Genomic DNA, 18735 nt, shown 5'->3' on the forward strand with positions numbered 1-18735 from the left:
GAGCGGCGCGTCTCGCGCCTGCGAGACGCCTGCATCATTTTGCTTAACGCGACCACTCCTTCAGGGAACGCCTGTTTCGCTACGGCGTTCCAAGTCAAGAGGAGGAAATCGCCATGAAGCTGAGAGGATTGTTTATCGCAGCAGCCATGCTGCTGATGCCGGCCGCCGCACTGGCGGCGCCGGGCATCGTCACCACCACCGTCAGCCTGAAGGCAGGGCCCGGTGAAGGCTTTCCGACGGTCGACCGCATTCCTGGCGGCACCCGTGTCAATATCCACGGGTGTTTCAGAGGCAAGGCCTGGTGCGATGTGAGCTGGTCGGATGATCGCGGCTGGGTGTCGTCGCGATATCTCCAGTATCTCCACCGCAACCGCTACGTCTATCTGCCCGACTATGTCGACGAGATCGACGTTCCAATCGTGCCGTTCGCGCTGACCACGTACTGGTCGAGCCACTATGCGGGACGTCCCTGGTATCACCGCCGTGCCCACTGGAGCGGCTACTGGCGATCGCATGAGCATGTCGCGACGCGGTTGACGATCGACCGCTCGGCGGCCCGGATCGGCCGCGCGGCGGCAGCGCGCGACGCTGCACTCCCCGAGGGGAGGGCGCGTGTCGGCGTCGAGGAGAGGTCGCGTGCCCGTGTCGAGGAACGGACCCGCGAGGAACGGACCCGTGCCGGCACGACGGAACGGACCCGCGCCGGCGTCACGGAACGCGTGACGCGGGAGAGAGACATCGCGACGCGTAGCGCGCGCGAAGGGCGTGAACGCGCGGTGCAGCCCCGCACGACGCGCGAGAGCGGGCGGATCACGCGTGAGGACGCAAGGGCGTCCGTGCGCGAGAGAGCGGCCGTGCGCGAGCAGCCGACGGCCCGCGCCCGCACGCAGCGGACGCCGCCGGTCATGGCCCGTGGTCATGACGAACGGCGCGCGGCTACGCCGCGGGTCGAGCGTGCCACGCCCCGCATGACGCAGCCCGATGCGGCTCGCGGCGGCGGTGGCCCGCCCACGAGCGCCCGCGCGCAGCAGGCGCCGGCCCCGGCGGCCGCCCCGCGCGCAGCAGCGCCCGCGACGCCGCAGGGCGGCGGCGCGCCGCAGGCCGCACCGCGCGGTGGCGGCGGACCGGGCGGTGGCGGAGGCCCCGGCCAGGACAGGCGCTAATGAACGAAAAGCCCGGCCTTGAGCCGGGCTTTTTCTTGCTCGACGAGCTGCTGGCGGCCTCACGGGCTACGCTTGCTGGTCGCCCAAGAGGGGGTAGCGGCCCCAAACCAAAAATATCGAAAACAACCCCATGCAAAGTAGCGCGCAGGATGGGTTGAGCCCTGCTTGCTCGACGATCATCCGGGCCGCGCTTGCTAGGCCTTCTTCACGAATTCGGATTTCAGATTCATCGCGCCGATGCCGTCGATCTTGCAGGCGATGTTGTGGCCGTCGGTCGCGTCGGTCAGGCGGATGTTCCTGACCTTGGTTCCGCCTTTGACGACCGATGACGATCCCTTGACCTTGAGATCCTTGATGACGATGACGCTGTCGCCATCGACCAGCAGGTTGCCGTTGGCATCGCGGACGCCCGGCTCGGGCGAGGCCTCCGCGGCTGCGGCCGCCTCGGCGCTCCATTCATGCGCGCATTCCGGGCAAACCCACAGGCCGCGATCCTGATAGGCATGCTCGGAATTGCATGCCGGGCACCTCATTGCATCGTCCATAATCGGTCTCGTTCCCTTCGTGGCGGGGCGCACCGTAGGGTCATGCCCGGGCAAATCAAGCAAAAAGGGGGACCGCAGGCGTCAGGCTTGACGTTCGTCCGATCGTTGATGCCACCGGCTACAAAATCTCGATCAGCGTAAATCGGCCAGGGTAGCGCAGACGAGCGAAGCAACAGCCGGGTCTCGAATGATCCCGCATCTCGCTGCACTCATGCGGGCTACTCGCTATTCCACCTTGCGAGCTAATCGGTGCAATCCATGAAAAATGAAAAATAATGCAAGAGCCAAAAGGGCAACGCTTGGCCAGAAGTAGAGGGCGTGCGCTTCATAGTAGCGGCCAGGCAGATATGGGAACTCGCCTTGCAGTAGAAAGGTGCCGATCAGGACCATTGGAAATGTGTAGATTGCAATCCAAATATTGGCGAGGCCATCAGGGTTCGATCTGGAAAAAGCCAGCCAGATAACCATTGCTCCCGCGATGTAGAGAGCGGGCACGATAAATCTCATCACTCTGAAGAGTCTGGACAAGGCGTTTCTCATGTTGTTGCCCAACTTAAACTCATTCGCCTATAATCAAAAGGCCGCTCTTTCGAGCAGCCTTTCCCTACTTGCTACCGGCTTTCCGGAATTGAGTGCACCGTAGTTGCGGGCGGGCGTAGCCCGGATGTAGCGGAGCGAAATCCGGGGCGGTGTCAGAGTGATCCCGGATTGCGCTCCGCTCCATCCGGGCTACTTTGCTACGCAAGCACGAAGCAAACGCGTTGTTAAGAATTGGCTCGCGCTGATTTGCGCGATTCCGATTCGTTCTTTGAGAACAAAATAGAGTCGGACGTAGAACAAAGCTGATGGCGGATTACGCCTTCCGCTAATCCGCCCTACGCTCGCTGCTCCCGCCCATTGGCCCGCAGTGTCGGGGTTTCCGTTGCGCCAATGTGCCGGCACTTCCCCTTGACATGCTGGCGCTCCGCCGCCCGAATGGCGAATAGCGCATAAGCGCGCGTCGCGACGTCTCACCCGGCGCATCAAAAACAAAACGGGAGGATTTGCGAATGTTTCGCCATGTCAGAAATCTTGCCCTTGCGGCGCTTGCGGCCGCAAGCCTGCTCGGCGCCGGAAACGCGCAAGGGGCCTTCCCGGAGCGGCCAATCACGCTGATCGTGCCGTGGGCCGCCGGCGGCGGCACCGACGCGGTCGCGCGCCAGATCGCCCACATGCTGGAGCGCGATCTCAAGCAGCCGGTGAACGTCGTGAACCGCACCGGCGGGTCGGGCGTGGTCGGCCACCAGGCGATCGCCACCGCCGCGCCGGACGGCTACACGTTCGGCCTCATCACGCTCGAGATCAACCTGATGCACTGGGTGGGGCTCACCGATCTTACCTGGGAGAAGTATACGCCGATCGCGCTGGTCAACCAGGACCCCGCCGCGATCCACGTCAAGGCGGACTCGCCCTACAGGAACGTCAAGGAGCTGTTCGCGCATATCACGGCGAATCCGAACAAGGTGGTGGCCTCGGGTACGGGGCAGGGCGGAAGCTGGCATGTCGCGCTCGCCGGATTGATGCAGGCCGACGGCGTCTCGCCCGGCTCGATCCGCTGGGTGCCGTCCACCGGCGCCGCGACCGCGCTGACCGATCTCGCGGCCGGCGGCGTCGATTTCGTCGCGTGCTCGATGCCGGAAGCCGAGGCGCTGCTCAAGGCGGGGCGTATCCGCAGCCTCGTGTTCTTCTCACCCAACCGCGCGCCGAACTTCCCTGATGTGCCGACCACCGAGGAGGCGACGGGTCACAAGTGGCACAAGGGTGTGTGGCGCGGCTTTGCGGCGCCCAAGGGCCTGCCGAAGGAGATTGCCACGCAGTACGAGACCGCGATCAAGAAGATCTGGGACAGCGCGGAGTTCAAGGAGTTCATGAACCGGCGCGGCTTCGACATGATCTATCTGGATTCGGCTGGCTTCGCGGAGTTCATGAAGGCGGACAACGATGACAACGGCAAGGCGCTGAAGTCGCTCGGGCTGGCGAAGTAGGCGGCCCGCAGCCCGGATGAAGCGAAGCGAAATCCGGGGCAGTGTCAGCGAGCAGGGTGGGTTAGCGCAGCGTAACCCACCGAGCCTCTCGCGAGAGAGCGGCGAATGACGCTGCGCTAACGCTAACGCCGAATTAATCTGATCAGCCTATAGTCTCAGGCAGTTCTAGTTGGGTGCCGCGTAAAGGAGCCGTCGCGAGGGACGATCCGGCGACGGCTCTTTTTTGTTCACTCATTTGAGGTTATTGCACGTGACCAGTACACCGGAAAAGCAGAGCGAAAGCGAACAACCCGAATCCACGGCGCCGAAAAAGCAATCGAGCCGGAAATCGATCCTGGCGCTGTCGGTGATCGCTATTGGAATAAACAGTGCCGCGGCCGTCTATACCATGGCGCCTTCCGATTTTGCCCTGCCGAATGTCAGCATGCTGGCCGAGCTAATTCCGCACCAGAAAATTTCCGATCTCATGGCTGATCTGGCTGGCCCCGCATCGAAGGAGGTTCCGTCGGCCCAGCAGCAGCACATGGCCGCCCTGCAGGAGAATAGCTCGCTGTTGCAGCAAAACGCAGCGCTTCTTCAGCAGGATTCGATTGCGCTTGCTTCTCTCAGGCAGAGCGTCGTGGATGAGCAGGTCGTGGTGAAGAAAATATCCGCGCAGATCGCGGGTGAACATGAAGACGTGAAGAAGATGTCCGCTCAGATTTCCACGCTGATCGCGAAGGTCGACTCGCTGAAGAATGCACTGACCCCGGAAGTGACTTCGTCCATTTCAACAAGGCACGCGCGCAACCGGCTATCCCGCGCAATGCGCAAGAAGATGGCCCGGCAGCCGAACTTTGTAGGACCCGTTTCGGTTGGAGGCGCAGTCCTGAGTGCCCCGGCTACCACGCCAGCCTCACAAAGCTAAAGACAGCAGAGCGAGGCGCGGGTATCGGTCCCGCGCTGCCGGACCTATCTGAAGAAGTGGTAGATCGCGTTCAGGCCGAGAAGGCCGGTGACAATCAGATAGAGCGCCACTGCGAAGCTGACGATGCGGGGCGCCATCAGCAGAAACACGCCCGCGGCCAAGGTGACGAGCGGCAGTAGGGGGCTGGCTGCATCGGGATGCATCCGGCGTTTATACCAGATTCGATGGCCCTTGCGCGATCGACAGTGACCTGCCCATGCGCCGGCGCCGACCGGCCGGCGCATCAAGCTGCAGCGGGCGAGTGCACCAGCGGCGTTCCCAGAGTTGCCCAGGGCCGAGTTCCCGTTGGCCGTCTGCAAAGGCGGGCTCAAGACGGGGCGTATCCGCAGCCTCGTGTTCCTCTCGCCCAAGCGCGCGCCAAATTTCCCTGATGCGCCGACCACCGAGGAGGCGACGGGTCACAAGTGGCACAAGGGTGTGTGGCGCGGCTTTGCGGCGCCCAAGGGCCTGCCGAAGGAGATTGCCACGCAGTACGAGACCGCGATCAAGAAGATCTGGGACAGCGCGGAGTTCAAGGAGTTCATGAACCGGCGCGGCTTCGACATGATCTATCTGGATTCGGCTGGCTTCGCGGAGTTCATGAAGGCGGACAACGATGACAACGGCAAGGCGCTGAAGTCGCTCGGGCTGGCAAAGTAGGCGGCCCGTAGCCCGGATGAAGCGAAGCGAAATCCGGGGCAGTGTCAGCGAGCAGGGCGGGGCAGCCAAGCGTAACCCGCCGACTCGGTCGCGCAGAACGGCGGATCACGCCTTCGGCTAATCGTCCTTGCGGGCTAGCGTTTGCTCTCGCTCAGTCGTGTCATCGCTGCCTTTACTTTGAGGGCGTAGCTGTCGGCTTGTTGTTTCTCTGCCATGACAGGTCGAGAGGTGATGTCAGTGATCTCTAGAACGACTTCGCTAATGGGCTTGCGCGACATAGGCATAAGCATCTCCCACTGAATAAATCGCATTGAACGCATTCGGGGATGAGGAGCGGAAAGCGCGAAATCGAACCGGCCTCTTTGGCTTGGAACCCAACGCTCCACCATTGAGCTACACCCGCCGAGAGCCGAAAACTAAGCCGCCAGGCAGAGGGCAATTCGCCTGGCGGCTTCGCTGGCGTGGACCCGGATGACTTGGGGAAATCGTCCGGTAATCGGAATCTATTCGGCTTGCGTAGTGTAGCAACCAAACTCGCGCGTTAAGCTTGATGTGCGCTCTGCAGGTTAATTCTGGAACCTGCCATCGGCCGCTAGGCGCTTGAACTGCCGCTTCATCGCATTGACCCTGACGATATAGGCTGTGACGAGATGATCGCCGCACCGCTCGCCGGGCATCATTTGAAAGTTGCGGCGCGCGAAGGCTGTGGCGGGACCCCCGCCGCAAAGATGGATAAACGCGGCGAGATCCTGCTTCTGCTGCAGGCTTGCCGGCACATCGGGGACGCGGGCGAGAACCGCCGCGACATTGCGAGCCAGATACACGGACGCGAGCTCAATGGCATGGCTCGGGATCGCGCGGATAGTGAGGCTGGTGCACCCGCAGCCGGTATTTGTGACCGCATTCTCTCGGACACAGGACCGCGCGGCCTCGGCGTAGGCCGCATCGGTCATCTGGAAGAGGCCGACGGCGCTGGAGGCGGGCTGGTAAATCGCGAAAGGATTCAGGCTTAATCGCCAGCGCCAGTAGGTGCGCGCCACCGGGTTGCCTGAACTCTCGACCTGCGCCAGCGCGGCCAGCAATTCGGGCGTGATCGTACTGGTGGAATAGGCGCGGAAGAGCGGCCCGTATTGCCGCCACGTCTCGGCCGGCTCCTTGTCGAGCGCATCGCCAACGAAGGCAAACAGCTCAGTCGGCTTGCGGATCACGTGATAGACAAGGTTCGTCAGCGCGACGAGCACAAGCAGGATCGCCACGACGCCAACGATCCGAGCCGCCCGCGGTGCTCTCGCGAGCTTCCGTCGCGCCCACCGTGCACCGCGCCGCCAGCGGCGGAGGCGTGGGAAGCTCTTGCTTTTTCTTGACATGCGTCTTTTGGGGCAAGTAGGGCACAATAACGAAACGTGTCGCGCTGACGATCTTCTATCTGGATTCGGCTGACTTCGCGGAGTTCATGAGGGCGATATTTACGGTGACAGTGCATTCAATTCACTGCTGGGCGCCATGTGGCTCTTTGCTGCCGGCTTTCCGGAATTAAGTGTCACCGTAATTGGGATTGCGAGAGAGCGGCGGATTACGCTGCGCTAATCCGCCCTACGAGTTGGTCAACCTGTTCGAGGGCTACGGTCAACGCCAGACGGAGCCGCCATGCTGCGTGCGTGTCTCGCAATGGAACCCAAGGGCAACGGTAGCTCGTTCCTCCCGTCTTGGCATCGGCCGCACCTCGCCGAAGATCCGCCTGAGATATTTTTTGAAGGCTGCACCCACTTGGTTTGGGTGTAGAATTGATGCTGGTTGCCCACTACAGGAGGTAAGCCATGAACAGGCTCTATGCTCTCGCGTCGGTTGGGTTCTGCGTCGCTTCGGCAGCCCTCACCACCACATCGGCATCGGCTCTTCCCACCGAGGAAATCCCGAAGACCGAACCAGCGTACATCGCCAAGGTGAAGACCGCCGCTCCGGCGTCGGTCGTGAACAATGCAACCATCACCATGCCGCAGCCGGATGGATCTTCCAAGACGATCCAAACCGGATCGAACGGTTTCACTTGCTTTATCGGAAATGACGGAACGCCCGAATGCGATGACGAGAACGCCATGGAATGGCGCAAGGCTCTGCAGGCCAAACAGACTCCGCCGAACAAGATTGGCCTCATTTTCATGCTGGACGGTGACACAGGCACGAGCAATCATGATCATGCCGAACGGCACACGCACAAGCATTGGGTCCAGACCGGGCCGCATGTGATGATCGTCGGCGGCGCAGCACGTGAGATGCTCAGTCCCTATCCGCGCGATCTGGATGTCAAAGACCCGACGCAGCCCTACGTCATGTTCCCCGGCAAACCCAACGAGCACCTGATGATCCCGGTACACTCGGAACCGATTACGACGGGCAGTGCACGGTAACGCGCGCGAACTCCACCGTGCCAGAGGCAGGGCACGGCGGATGACTCTGCAAGGTTGAAACGCCGGAACAGCGAGTGGGGTTATTACGGTGACAGTGCATTCAATTCACCGTTGGACACCATGCGGCTTTGCTACCGGCTTTCCGGAATTGAGTGCACTGTCACCTAATTTACAAGTGGCACAAGGGTGTGTGGCGCGGCTTTGCGGCGCCCAAGGGCCTGCCGAAGGAGACTGCCACGCAGTACGAGACCGCGATCAAGAAGGTCTGGGACAGCGCGGAGTTCAAGGAGTTCATGAACAGGCGCGGCTTCGACATGATCTATCTGGACTCGGCTGGCTTCGCGGCGTTCATGAACGCGGACAACGAGGACAACGGCAAGGCGCTGAAGTCGCTCGGGCTGGCGAAGTGAGTGAATGAAGTAAGTGAATAGTGAGTAGGGCGGGTTAGCCAAGCGTAACCCGCCGCCTCGGTCGCGCAGAACGGCGGATTACGTCTTCGACTAATCCGCCCTACGCTTGCTGCATGTTTGGTCGTGTTCTATCGGCGATTTCAAATCTTATCCAACGAAGTGGCGTCGATAGCGTCATTTGAGTTCGGAAACCTTTTTTCTATCTCGGTGTTGATGGCAGTTTTGACGGGCTCGACGGACTCTATTGCCGACGCAATTACCAGTATTAGCCCTGCAACTACGACCACAAACCGAAGGCCGCCTGACAATGTAATTTCAAATTTTCCTAGCTTTATTGTCGCCTCGCCGCCGCGCGGATTAGCAGCGTTGCGGAGAGGATTGAAGTACGCTCCGGCGATCGTTAGGACCGAACCTAACGTCATCTTTGTCCAGGTTATAAGTGGCACGGCGAAAAGAAGACCTAAGATGCCGATTGCGTCCACAGCGACAAATATCTGTTTCAATTTCTCGCTCCCCCGATCACCCGTGCGACTATACAACCGCAACCATGGGTGGAATGCAAGCGGCCTGGATGTCGACTACGCAGCCATGCCACGGTTGGGGGATTACGCTTCGATGGTCGCTCTTGGTGGGATCGTTGAGCGCTTCGCGAAACTCATACCATCATGAATCGCAATCCATGGATATCGCTTCGCTCCACCGATCCCGCGCGCTGTGCGACGACAGCACCGCCCTGAAGATCATCGCGTCCAGCATCGTGGCGACCGACATGAGCACCGGCGCTTCGCCGAGGCCGCGTCCCGGCTATTTGACAGGCTTGGGCATGTTGAAGAACTACAGCGAGTAGGGCGGGTTAGCGGAGCATAACCCACCGACTCGGTCGCGGAGAACGGCGGATTACCCGCTAATCCGCCCTACGCTTGCTGTTGGGCACCACTGCGTGGGAACCGCCACCAAATCGCCCCAACTGCTGAAGTTTCATGCTGTTTCGGGATCTCCAGTGTCGGAACACATTGCCCCTGCCGCTTGTTCTAACCAGTGTAACAGCTCAATGCGTTCGGACAGGAGTAGTCTATGCGAAATGTCATTCTTCCAATCGTCACCGCTTTGGCGCTTGGCGCAGCGACACCTGCCATGGCCCAGGATTCCGGTGGTCAAATCTCAATGCAGATCGCGCTCGACGTCGCGACCGATCTCGGCATCGTGACGGTGTCCCACACCGAGTTCCATGGCGACAAGTGGGAGATCGAAGGCCGCGACCGCACCGGCCGCTGGATGGAGGTCTATGTCGACTCGCGAACTGGCGAGGTGCGCTACGTGAATCGCGGATGGTAGTCGCGCTCTTCACCCCGACGTCGGCGAGTAGCCCGCATGAGCGACTTGCTCGCCGTGGCTCGAAGAGCGAAGGCGGGAGCGACATGCGGGTCTGAGTTGTGGTCAGAGCGTAGCCCGGATGAGCGCAGCGAGTAGGGTGGGTTAGCGCAGCGTAACCCACCGACCTCTCGCGAGAGCGGCGGATTACGCTTCGCTAATCCGCCCTACGCGCTGATAGGATTGACCGGCGCGGGGTTACGGCCGGCGCTCAGGGATGGCAGGCTTCAGATCGTCCGAAATTACCTAGTCGGCCTTTTTCTTCCCTTTAGCCGGTGTCAGCGTATAGGTCACAGAAGGAGAAGGTGGAGGCCTTACTCCTTGATGAACGGGGTCTGTAGACCCCTTGTTTTGGCCGTCATCCTTCGTCGTAATCACCTTGCCTGATCCCGGTTGCCTGCTCGGGTTGTCGGTGCCCTGAGCTTTGGCTTCGCTCGCGCTGATCAAAGCGACGATGAGGATCATCCATTTCATTCTGACGCGACTCCGTTCGTGGAGATTGATAAAGTGGCTCAGGGCGGCGCTCTACGGCGGTACAGTTTACCGGGGCGGAGGCCGCACGCCGGGGTGCCTTTTCTTAAGAGCCTTTGCGACCGATTTTTTTGCCGTTTTCACCCCCCGCCTGATCGCTGATTTGACCTTCTTCGCTTTCTTGACCTTCTTTGCCATCCTGCCCCCTAGGCGCGAAAATTATCTGCGAATCTGCGCCATCTGGTGGCGGCCTCGCTCTCCAATTTGTATTCGTAGCCCTCTCTCGCGAGGAAGTGTCTGAGCAATCGATGAAGATAAGGTACCCGCAATCGATGCAGTTGCTTGGCTGAAGGGTCGCTTATCGTCGCATCTACGGCTGCATTGTAGGCTAAAGCATCCAACGCGCGCATTGGCATGGGTTCGTCGCTCGCGATCGTATAAAGCTTCGCTCTCCACTTCGAAGGCGAAGGCTTAGCTTCCAACTCAAATTCAGCGAGCATTTCGTTGTACTTGCGTTGGAGAAATTCGTGAGTTCTGGCCTTGTACCCAAAATCAAAAGTTAGCTGAAGCGTTGCAAACACAAGAACGCTGAACTCAAGCCAAAGCTCTTTAATGTGAATCAGGTCCGACGCTTTTCCAGCGACACCAGCGCCAAGGATGATGACAAGAAAATTGAGCGCGCGATTGATGGAGTCGTAATAGTTCTTCCGCGTCGTATGATAGATAGCGTTTCGCAGCGCGTCGAATTTTGGCGCGGAAAGATCCTCTGTCATCACCAACCGCACTATTTTTTTGGCGGCCGTGAAGGGGAAGATGGGGCGGGTCTGACTGGAGGATGACCATTCGGCCCGGGTCGAGCCGGTGCCGGCGCCACTCCTGCATGCTTGGTTTCATGTTCACTAGACATCTCGATCAATACCTCGACGAACTAGCTAAAATATATGGTTTCATACAGTGAGCCCAGAGACTCTAGCCCTCGACCCCATGATTAAGAGTTCAGCGGGTCGAGGGATATCTTCAAACGGTAGGCAGCTATCAACTACACCCCGTCGTGGACCCACACGTATCGCACTTCATGCAGGTCCCGTTCCGCACCAGCGTGAAGTTGCCGCATTCGCCGCACATCTCGCCTTCGTAGCCTTTGGCTTTAGCTTCGGCGCGGCGTTCGGCCTTGCTCGGGGCGATGGCCTGTGCGGTACTGCCGGCCTTGCTCCACTGCAGCTTTTCCGTCGGCGACAGGTCGTGCTGGGATTCCTGCTTCAGGGCGACCGCGCCTTCGACGGTGTCGCTGTTGCGGGCGCTCGGGCCGTGCGAGGCGATGGCGGTGACGTTGCCGGAGCCACGCGCGTCGACATCGCTGCCGCGCATCACAACCAGATTGTCCGTGCGCGAACGGGTCAGGCCTTTTGAGAGATACTTGCTGCTCTGCTCCGGCTGCTTGCCTTCCTCGACGCCTTTGCCCATGGCGTCGAAGTTGGACTCGCTGGGATCGACATGCGCGAGATCAAAGCGCGACATGTAGCTGACCGCGAGTTCGCGGAACACATAGTCGAGGATCGAGGTCGCATACTTGATCGAGTCGTTGCCCTGCACGGGGCCCGCCGGCTCGAAGCGGGTGAAGGTGAAGGCGTCGACATACTCTTCCAGCGGCACGCCGTATTGCAGGCCGAGCGAAACGGCGATGGCAAAGTTGTTGATGAAGGAGCGAAGTGCGGCGCCTTCCTTGTGCATGTCGATGAAGATCTCGCCGATGCGGCCGTCGTCATACTCGCCGGTGCGCAAGTAGACCTTGTGGCCGCCGACCACCGCCTTCTGGGTGTAGCCCTTGCGGCGGTCGGGCATCTTCTCGCGCTCGCGCATCACCACGATGCGCTCGACCAGTTTTTCAACGATCTTTTCCGACACCTGCGCGGTACGCGCGGCCATCGGCTTGTCGTAATACGCCTCGGTCGCATCTTCCTCGTCGTCATCATCGCTGATGAGCTGCGAGTTCAAGGGCTGGCTCAGCTTCGAGCCGTCACGGTAGAGCGCGTTGGCCTTCAGCGCGAGCTTCCAGGACAACAGATACGCCGCCTTGCAATCCTCGACGGTGGCGTCGTTCGGCATGTTGATGGTCTTCGAGATCGCGCCCGAGATGAACGGCTGCGACGCCGCCATCATGCGGATATGGCTCTCGACCGACAGATAACGCTTGCCGATCTTGCCGCAGGGGTTGGCGCAGTCGAACACCGCATAGTGTTCTGCCTTGAGGTGGGGAGCTCCCTCGACCGTCATCGCGCCGCAGATGTGCACGTTGGCGGCCTCGATCTCGCGCTTGCTGAAGCCGACGGCTGCCAGCAAATCGAAGCCGGGGGCCGCGATCGCTTCCGGTGCGAGGTTGAGCGTCTCGCGCAGGAAATCCTCGCCAAAGGTCCACTTGTTGAAGGCGAACTTGATGTCGAACGCGGTCGGCAGCGCCTTCTCGACCTTGGCCAGCGCTTCGTCGGTGAAGCCTTTGGCCTTCAGCGTGGAGACGTTGATGCCGGGCGAATTGGAGAGCGAGCCGTGGCCGACGGCATAGGCCTCGATCTCCGCGATATCAGCCTCGCTGTAGCCGAGCGTCCGCAGCGCCACCGGCACCGCCTGGTTGATGATCTTCCAGTAGCCGCCGCCGGCGAGCTTCTTGAACTTCACCAGCGCGAAATCAGGCTCGATGCCGGTGGTGTCGCAATCCATCACGAGGCCGATGGTGCCGGTCGGCGCCACCACTGTCGTCTGCGCGTTGCGGTAGCCGTTGAGCTCGCCGAGTTCGAGCGCCTTGTCCCAGGCCGCCTTGGCGTGCGCGATGACGTCCGCCTGCGGGCAGGAGGCGTGATCGAGCGGCACCGGATTGACCGCCAGCGCCTCATAGCCGCGACTCTCGCCATGCGCCGCGCGGCGATGGTTGCGGATCACGCGCAGCATGTGCTGGGTGTTCTTCTTGTAGCCGGGGAAGGGGCCGAGCTCCTTCGCCATCTCGGCCGAGGTGGCATAGGCCACGCCGGTCATCACGGCAGTCAGCGCGCCGCACAGCGAGCGGCCTTCCTTGGAGTCGTAGGGCAGGCCCATGGTCATCAGCAGGCCGCCGATGTTGGCGAAGCCGAGGCCCAGCGTGCGGAACTCGTAGGAGAGTTCGGCAATCGCCTTCGAGGGGAACTGCGCCATCATGACGGAGATTTCCAGCACGATGGTCCAGAGCCGGCACAGGTGCTCGTAGGATTCGACGTCGAACCGTTTTGTGGTGGTCGAATAGAAGGTGAGGAGGTTGGCGGAGGCGAGGTTGCACGCCGTGTCGTCCAGGAACATGTATTCCGAGCACGGATTGGACGCGCGGATTTCGCCGGACGCCTTGCAGGTGTGCCAGTCGTTCATGGTGGTGTTGAAGTGCAGGCCGGGATCGGCCGAGGCCCAGGCGGCGTGGCCGATTTTTTCCCAAAGCTCGCGCGCCTTCAGCGTTTTTGTAATTTTCTTGTTGGTGCGGCCGATCAGATTCCAGTCGCCGTCGGTTTCCACGGCGCGAAGGAAATCGTCCTTCAGCGACACCGAGTTGTTGGAGTTCTGGCCGGATACCGTGAGGTAGGCCTCCGAATCCCAGTCGGTGTCGTAGGTCGGGAAGTCGATCTCCTTGTAGCCCTGCTTGGCGAACTGGATCACGCGCTTGATGACGTTGTCGGACACCAGCGCACGGCGCGCCAGCTTGATCTCGCGGCGCAGGGCAGGGTTCTTTTCGGGGTCGAAGCAGTCGTCGCCGGAGCCCTCGCAATTGACGCAGGCCTTCAGGACCGCCTTGAGGTGCTTCTGGTTGATCTTGGAGCCGGTGACGAGAGCGGCGACCTTCTGCTCCTCCTTCACCTTCCAGTCGATATAGGTCTCGATATCGGGGTGGTCGGCGTCGACCACGACCATCTTGGCCGCGCGGCGCGTGGTGCCGCCACTCTTGATCGCGCCCGCGGCGCGGTCGCCGATCTTGAGAAAGCTCATCAGGCCGCTTGAGCGGCCGCCGCCTGACAGGCGCTCGCCTTCGCCGCGCAGGCGCGAGAAGTTCGAGCCGGTGCCGGAGCCGTATTTGAACAGGCGCGCTTCGCGCACCCAGAGGTCCATGATGCCGCCCTCGTTGACGAGGTCGTCCTCGATGCCCTGGATGAAGCAGGCGTGCGGCTGCGGATGCTCGTAGGCCGACTTGGATTTTGTGAGTTTGCCGGTCTTCCAGTCGACGTAATAGTGGCCTTGGCCGGGGCCATCGACGCCGTAGGCCCAGTGCAGGCCGGTGTTGAACCACTGCGGCGAGTTCGGCGCGACCATCTGCTTGGCCAGCATGAAGCGCAGCTCGTCGAAGAACGCCTGCGCGTCTTCTTCCGTCGTGAAGTAGCTGCCCTTCCAGCCCCAATAGGTCCAGCAGCCGGCGAGGCGGTCGAATACCTGTTTTGCGCTGAGCTCGCTGACAAAGCGCTCGCTTTCGGGGAGGAGGGCCAGCGCCTCGGTGTCGGGCACCGAGCGCCACAGCCAGGACGGCACGGTCTCTTCCTCGACCTTCTTCAGGCGCGCGGCAACGCCCGCTTTGCGGAAGTACTTCTGGGCGAGGACGTCGGAGGCGACCTGCGACCAGAACTGGGGCACTTCGACATTTTCGAGCCGGAACACGATCGAACCATCGGGATTGCGGATCTCCGATGTCGTCAATCTGAAATCAATCCCCGCGTAGGGTGACTGGCCGGAAGTGGTGTTGCGCCGTTCGATTCGCATAGGTCGTGCCCCGTCTTCTTGACCGGTCCGCATTTGCCGCGGTTGCCGGATGTTGTCAGTGAGCGAACCTTCGGCACCAAGGTTGAAGACAACCTTGGGCCTGAGATCCGCAAGCTCTACCGGTGGACCCGGCCCTGTTTTCTGTCTTCGCCACCCCAAGGCTCGTCCCGCCTGCCGGCGGGGCCAACCCCTCCAACTCAACGCCGCAACTCGTCACCTGAGCCATTCGGCTCGTTCTTCGGTGCGCCGATCGCCCCCGTTTCAAGGCAGACAAGCCCTCGATCCGTGCCTCGACCGGCCGACGGAGTGCTCGTTCAGGAACCCATTGGGAGCGTCCGGCGGGACCCAAAACTTAACTCGCGCCGTCCAGGAAGAAGGCTAGGCCAAACCCGTCGCGCCCGTCAAGGACTAGTACGAGTTCCTGAATCAAATACTAAATATGGTGGAAAGTGAGGGATAACAGGGGGTGGTGCCGCCCCTGTGATGGCGCCAAGTATCAGTGAGTCCTCAGGGATTCCCAAGACAAAAAATTTGTTCCGACGTGTGGAAATCGGCTTCGTCCCGCTGTTCACAGGGCAGGTATTTTTTCGCCATTCGGGATTGCGTTCACGAGACTCACGTAGGGCTACGGAACGCGCACCCCTATGGCTACGGGCAGGGGAGGTCTGGCATGTCCGCGCACCCGTGGTCGGAGGGCCGGATACACGCCATGGTGGCCGCTGATTCCATCCCTTGCCGGGCTCCATGACAGACTCAAAACCGCCCAGCGCGCCTTCGCGGATCGCGCCCGCAGGCCTGATGTTCCTCGCCATTACCTCGGTGGGCTGGGGCTTTAATTGGCCCGTCACAAAATATCTCCTGAGCGAGCTGCCGCCACTGACTTTGCGCGGCACGACCGGCGTGATCGGCGCTGCGCTGCTGGCCGTGCTGGCGCTGGCGCGCTCCCAGAGCCTGAAGGTCGAGCGGCATTTGTGGCCGCGGCTGATGCTGGCGGCGCTGCTCAACGTCACGGGCTGGATGGTGCTGATGGGGCTGGCGCTGTTGTGGCTGCCGGCCAGCGAGGCCGCGCTGATCGCCTATACCATGCCGGTATGGGCCTCGCTGCTGGCCTGGCCGGTGCTCGGCGAACGGCCGACCATTTTGCGCACGATCGCGCTGGTGATGGCGTTCGCCGGACTTGCCGCCATCATGGGCGGCAACGGTTTTAGCGCGACGGCTGCAAAACTGCCGGGCATGGTGATGGCGCTCGGCGGCGCGCTCGGCTTTGCGCTCGGCACGGTGCTGGCGAAGAAGCTGCCGGTGCCGCTGCCGCCGATCCCGGCCGCGGCCTGGCAGATCGGGCTGGGATGTTTCCCGATCGTCATCATCGGTTTCGCCATCGAGACCACGCACATCGAAAAGGTGACGCAACTCGGCTGGTGGCTTTTGGTCTATTCGACCGTGATCCAGTTCTGCATCGCCTATGTCAGCTGGTTTGCCGCGCTCGCCCGCCTGCCGGCCTCGGTGGCGGCGATCGGCACCATGGCGGTGCCGGTGATCGGCGTCGTCGCATCCGCGGTCGCGCTCGGCGAGCCGCTGGGGCTGACGCAGATCGTGGCGCTGGTGTTCACGCTGGCGGGCGTGGTGCTGGCGACGCGGTCCTAGCCGCCAGTTTGGGGAAGGCGAGGGTCATCGGCCCCAAGTTTGTCACTGCTGACGCTTGCCGATCCGGTAAGCGCAGCGACGGGCACCGGCGAGAATATGATCGATGCGCTCGACGGTGACGTCGGCCCCCAGCACGGCGCGGAAGATCGCCAGTTCAGAACGACAGAGACCCTGGCAAGCTGTCGCCGCCGCGCAAATCGGGCAGTGGTTCTCGACGAACAGAAAGCTTTCTCGCGTGTCTTTGGCGACGCTCGCCATGTAGCCCTCGCGGCTTCGAATTTCTGCGAGGGCGGTCAGCTTTTGCTGAAGCGAGCGTCGCTCTCCGACGAGCTTGCGGTAATCTACAATGCTCGCATGTTCGCGGTGCTCGATCAGCTGTTCCAATCCGCGCTCCCCAAAGACGTCGCGCATGGACCGCAACAGATCTAGGGTTAGATCGGAATGACGGTCGGGGAACCGTTCGTGACCTCGCGGCGCCAGCCGCCAGTATTTCCTTGGCCGTCCCCGCCCTTCGCGCCGGTCCTCGCTTTCCACCAGACCTGCCGTTTCGAGCTTGACGAGATGCTGACGCGCACCGGCCGAGGTCATGTCGAGGCGTGACCCAACATCGGCGGCGGTCTGCGATCCGCGGGTCTTCAGGTGAAACAGGATGCGATCCTGACTGCGATCTTCGTCTTGAGTCATGAGGTCCTTGATTTAGAAAGCGATTACTATCTAAAATAACCCGGACGCCGATAGCTGGCAATCCCGGCGCGCGAGTCCCCGAAGGGAAGCAAACAGGCATGCGGCAGAACCCGGGGCGCGAGGGATGGCGATCGCTCCTCAAATGGGAGTGGATACCGACGCTCGGGATCCTGCTGGGCGGCGTGCTGCTTCAATCGATGAATGTTCTGATGCTGACGACCGTGCTGCCGTCGATCGTCGGTGAACTGGGCGGCGTCGCCATGTTGAGTTGGCCGACAACCGCATTTCTTGCGTCATCCATTGTCGCAGCGAGCTGTGCTGGCATGCTCGCGGCTGCGGTCGGTCCCCGGGCAGCCTACTGCGCCGGGGTAACGACATTCGGTCTCGGGGCGTTGCTTTGCTCGCTCGCGCCAACAATGGGCTGGATCGTCGTCGGCCGGCTAGTACAAGGATTCGGCGGTGGTTTGGAGGCGGCCGCAGCCTATGTCGCGGTGCGAGCGACTTTCCCGGAAGCAGTCTGGTCACGGACGATTGCATTGATGTCGACCAGTTGGAGCATGTCGGTCTTGCTGGGGCCGCTGGTCGGCGGAATGTTCGCCCGCTTCGGCAATTGGCGCGGCGCGTTCGTCGCGACCGCGATCGTCGCCGGCATATTGGCCGTGAGCGCCTATGTCATCCTGCCGCCGGGTGCGTCGGAACGCCGGACGCCCGCTGCAGGCCTGCCGGCCGGACGCGTCGCATTGATCTGGCTCGCAATCGCCGGGATGTCTTCAGCCTCGATCGTCGAATCATCGTTTGCTAAAGCCAGTCTGATCGTCCTTGCGATTGGAGCGCTGGTGGTGATGCTGCGGCTTGATCGTGTCGCGGCGGCGCCGCTGCTGCCGAGCGATGCGTTTTCATTGTACACGCCAACCGGCGTAGGGTTGTGGCTGGCACTGCTGCTTTGCATCACTTTCAGCCCGTTGCAGATATACGTGCCCATCTTCCTGCAGCACTTGCGCGGGCTTGATCCACTGGCGGCCGGTTTCATGGTTGCAAGCGGTTCGCTGGGATGGACGATCGCGTCCCTTGTCACTGCTGGCGCATCCGGGTCGTGGCCAGACCGACTCATGCTGGCCGGACCGGCGATGATGGGTATCGGCCTAATGGCTATCGCGTCGCTGCTCCCAAGCTCTGCGGCGACGCTGGCCTTGGTCCCGGCCATTGTCGCACTGGGGATGGGCATCGGCCAATGTTGGCCCTTTGTCGCCCACCGGATCATGAGCGGCGCCAAAGCGGGTGATGAGGTCGTTGCGGCCTCCTCGGTCCCCACTGTCCAGCAGACCGGGTTTGCCCTGGGCGCGGCGCTTGCGGGTCTGGTTGCAAATGCGAGTGGTTTCTCCGCCGGGGCCACGGATGAAAGCATGATGCAAGTGGCGTTCTGGGTACCGGCAAGCTTCGTCGTGCCGGCGGCCATCGCCTGCTTGGCGAGCTTGCGCTTGCGCCACCTGCGGAAGCTCTGAGGTTGTTTCGCTGGGCGAGCCGCTCGGGCTGACGCAAATCGTGGCGCTGGTGTTCACGCTGGCGGGCGTGGTGCTGGCGACAAGGTCGTAGCTGCCTAGACCATTGGACCAAGCCGAATATTCCAGGCCCTCGTGCACCTGCACAT

At 61.7% G+C, this 18735-nt stretch carries 19 protein-coding genes; 10 read left to right on the forward strand and 9 right to left on the reverse strand.

The genetic code is table 11. The features are described from left to right. Positions 1 to 113: 113 nt before the first annotated feature. Complete coding sequence (locus tag V1279_RS13510; RefSeq protein ID WP_334436426.1) at positions 114 to 1163, forward strand: SH3 domain-containing protein; 1050 nt, start codon at positions 114 to 116, stop codon at positions 1161 to 1163. A 194-nt stretch (positions 1164 to 1357) separates the two neighbouring features. On the opposite strand, the gene V1279_RS13515 is transcribed toward V1279_RS13510, so the two are convergent. Together V1279_RS13515 and V1279_RS13520 are read right to left on the reverse strand one after the other, a co-directional pair. Then, complete coding sequence (locus V1279_RS13515; RefSeq protein ID WP_334436429.1) at positions 1358 to 1708, reverse strand: zinc ribbon domain-containing protein YjdM; 351 nt, start codon at positions 1706 to 1708, stop codon at positions 1358 to 1360. Between the two features lie 225 nt (positions 1709 to 1933). Beyond that, positions 1934 to 2203: a hypothetical protein gene (locus V1279_RS13520; RefSeq protein WP_334436432.1), complete on the reverse strand. Its 270-nt coding sequence runs from the start codon at positions 2201 to 2203 to the stop codon at positions 1934 to 1936. A 554-nt stretch (positions 2204 to 2757) separates the two neighbouring features. Between V1279_RS13520 and V1279_RS13525 the strand changes: the two genes are divergently transcribed. Both V1279_RS13525 and V1279_RS13530 read left to right on the forward strand, forming a co-directional pair. Beyond that, on the forward strand, positions 2758 to 3732 hold the full coding sequence (locus V1279_RS13525; RefSeq protein WP_334436434.1) for a tripartite tricarboxylate transporter substrate binding protein: 975 nt from the start codon (positions 2758 to 2760) through the stop codon (positions 3730 to 3732). A gap of 250 nt (positions 3733 to 3982) precedes the next feature. Then, complete coding sequence (locus V1279_RS13530; RefSeq protein ID WP_334436435.1) at positions 3983 to 4639, forward strand: hypothetical protein; 657 nt, start codon at positions 3983 to 3985, stop codon at positions 4637 to 4639. Positions 4640 to 4683: 44 nt separating this feature from the next. Here V1279_RS13530 and V1279_RS13535 read toward each other — a convergent pair whose 3' ends face one another. Then, positions 4684 to 4842, reverse strand: a complete 159-nt coding sequence (locus tag V1279_RS13535) for a DUF3096 domain-containing protein (protein WP_334436438.1) — start codon at positions 4840 to 4842, stop codon at positions 4684 to 4686. 142 nt (positions 4843 to 4984) lie between these two features. Between V1279_RS13535 and V1279_RS13540 the strand changes: the two genes are divergently transcribed. Then, positions 4985 to 5338 carry a Bug family tripartite tricarboxylate transporter substrate binding protein gene (locus V1279_RS13540; protein WP_334436440.1) on the forward strand — a complete coding sequence of 118 codons (354 nt, stop codon included), beginning with the start codon at positions 4985 to 4987 and terminating at the stop codon, positions 5336 to 5338. Positions 5339 to 5904: 566 nt separating this feature from the next. Here the strand turns inward: V1279_RS13540 and V1279_RS13545 are convergent. Then, on the reverse strand, positions 5905 to 6705 hold the full coding sequence (locus V1279_RS13545; protein ID WP_334436442.1) for a transglycosylase SLT domain-containing protein: 801 nt from the start codon (positions 6703 to 6705) through the stop codon (positions 5905 to 5907). A 450-nt stretch (positions 6706 to 7155) separates the two neighbouring features. Here V1279_RS13545 and V1279_RS13550 point away from each other — a divergent pair, with 450 nt between their 5' ends. Further along, positions 7156 to 7746 (forward strand): hypothetical protein, encoded by a 591-nt coding sequence (locus V1279_RS13550; protein WP_334436444.1) that lies wholly within the window; start codon positions 7156 to 7158, stop codon positions 7744 to 7746. 152 nt (positions 7747 to 7898) lie between these two features. Continuing rightward, on the forward strand, positions 7899 to 8156 hold the full coding sequence (locus tag V1279_RS13555; protein WP_334436447.1) for a tripartite tricarboxylate transporter substrate-binding protein: 258 nt from the start codon (positions 7899 to 7901) through the stop codon (positions 8154 to 8156). Positions 8157 to 8296: 140 nt separating this feature from the next. On the opposite strand, the gene V1279_RS13560 is transcribed toward V1279_RS13555, so the two are convergent. Then, positions 8297 to 8659 (reverse strand): hypothetical protein, encoded by a 363-nt coding sequence (locus V1279_RS13560; RefSeq protein WP_334436450.1) that lies wholly within the window; start codon positions 8657 to 8659, stop codon positions 8297 to 8299. Between the two features lie 176 nt (positions 8660 to 8835). On the opposite strand from V1279_RS13560, the gene V1279_RS13565 reads away from it, so the two are divergent. Next, on the forward strand, positions 8836 to 9003 hold the full coding sequence (locus tag V1279_RS13565) for a hypothetical protein (protein WP_334436453.1): 168 nt from the start codon (positions 8836 to 8838) through the stop codon (positions 9001 to 9003). Between the two features lie 227 nt (positions 9004 to 9230). Beyond that, a complete protein-coding gene (locus V1279_RS13570) occupies positions 9231 to 9491 on the forward strand; it encodes a PepSY domain-containing protein (protein ID WP_334436457.1) in 261 nt (86 codons plus the stop codon). Positions 9492 to 9773: 282 nt separating this feature from the next. Here V1279_RS13570 and V1279_RS13575 read toward each other — a convergent pair whose 3' ends face one another. From V1279_RS13575 to V1279_RS13585, 3 genes are all read right to left on the reverse strand, one after another. Beyond that, positions 9774 to 10001: a hypothetical protein gene (locus V1279_RS13575; protein WP_334436460.1), complete on the reverse strand. Its 228-nt coding sequence runs from the start codon at positions 9999 to 10001 to the stop codon at positions 9774 to 9776. Between the two features lie 203 nt (positions 10002 to 10204). Next, complete coding sequence (locus tag V1279_RS13580) at positions 10205 to 10771, reverse strand: hypothetical protein (protein ID WP_334436463.1); 567 nt, start codon at positions 10769 to 10771, stop codon at positions 10205 to 10207. A 262-nt stretch (positions 10772 to 11033) separates the two neighbouring features. Continuing rightward, positions 11034 to 14759: a vitamin B12-dependent ribonucleotide reductase gene (locus tag V1279_RS13585; RefSeq protein WP_334436466.1), complete on the reverse strand. Its 3726-nt coding sequence runs from the start codon at positions 14757 to 14759 to the stop codon at positions 11034 to 11036. A gap of 744 nt (positions 14760 to 15503) precedes the next feature. Here V1279_RS13585 and V1279_RS13590 point away from each other — a divergent pair. Then, on the forward strand, positions 15504 to 16403 hold the full coding sequence (locus tag V1279_RS13590) for a DMT family transporter (protein WP_334436469.1): 900 nt from the start codon (positions 15504 to 15506) through the stop codon (positions 16401 to 16403). 42 nt (positions 16404 to 16445) lie between these two features. On the opposite strand, the gene V1279_RS13595 is transcribed toward V1279_RS13590, so the two are convergent. Further along, positions 16446 to 17087 (reverse strand): helix-turn-helix transcriptional regulator, encoded by a 642-nt coding sequence (locus V1279_RS13595; protein ID WP_334436472.1) that lies wholly within the window; start codon positions 17085 to 17087, stop codon positions 16446 to 16448. A gap of 98 nt (positions 17088 to 17185) precedes the next feature. On the opposite strand from V1279_RS13595, the gene V1279_RS13600 reads away from it, so the two are divergent. Then, positions 17186 to 18589, forward strand: coding sequence for an MFS transporter (locus V1279_RS13600; RefSeq protein ID WP_334436474.1), 1404 nt, complete (start codon positions 17186 to 17188; stop codon positions 18587 to 18589). Positions 18590 to 18735: the final 146 nt, after the last annotated feature.

This window comes from Bradyrhizobium sp. AZCC 1610, assembly GCF_036924515.1.
GTDB lineage: Bacteria > Pseudomonadota > Alphaproteobacteria > Rhizobiales > Xanthobacteraceae > Bradyrhizobium.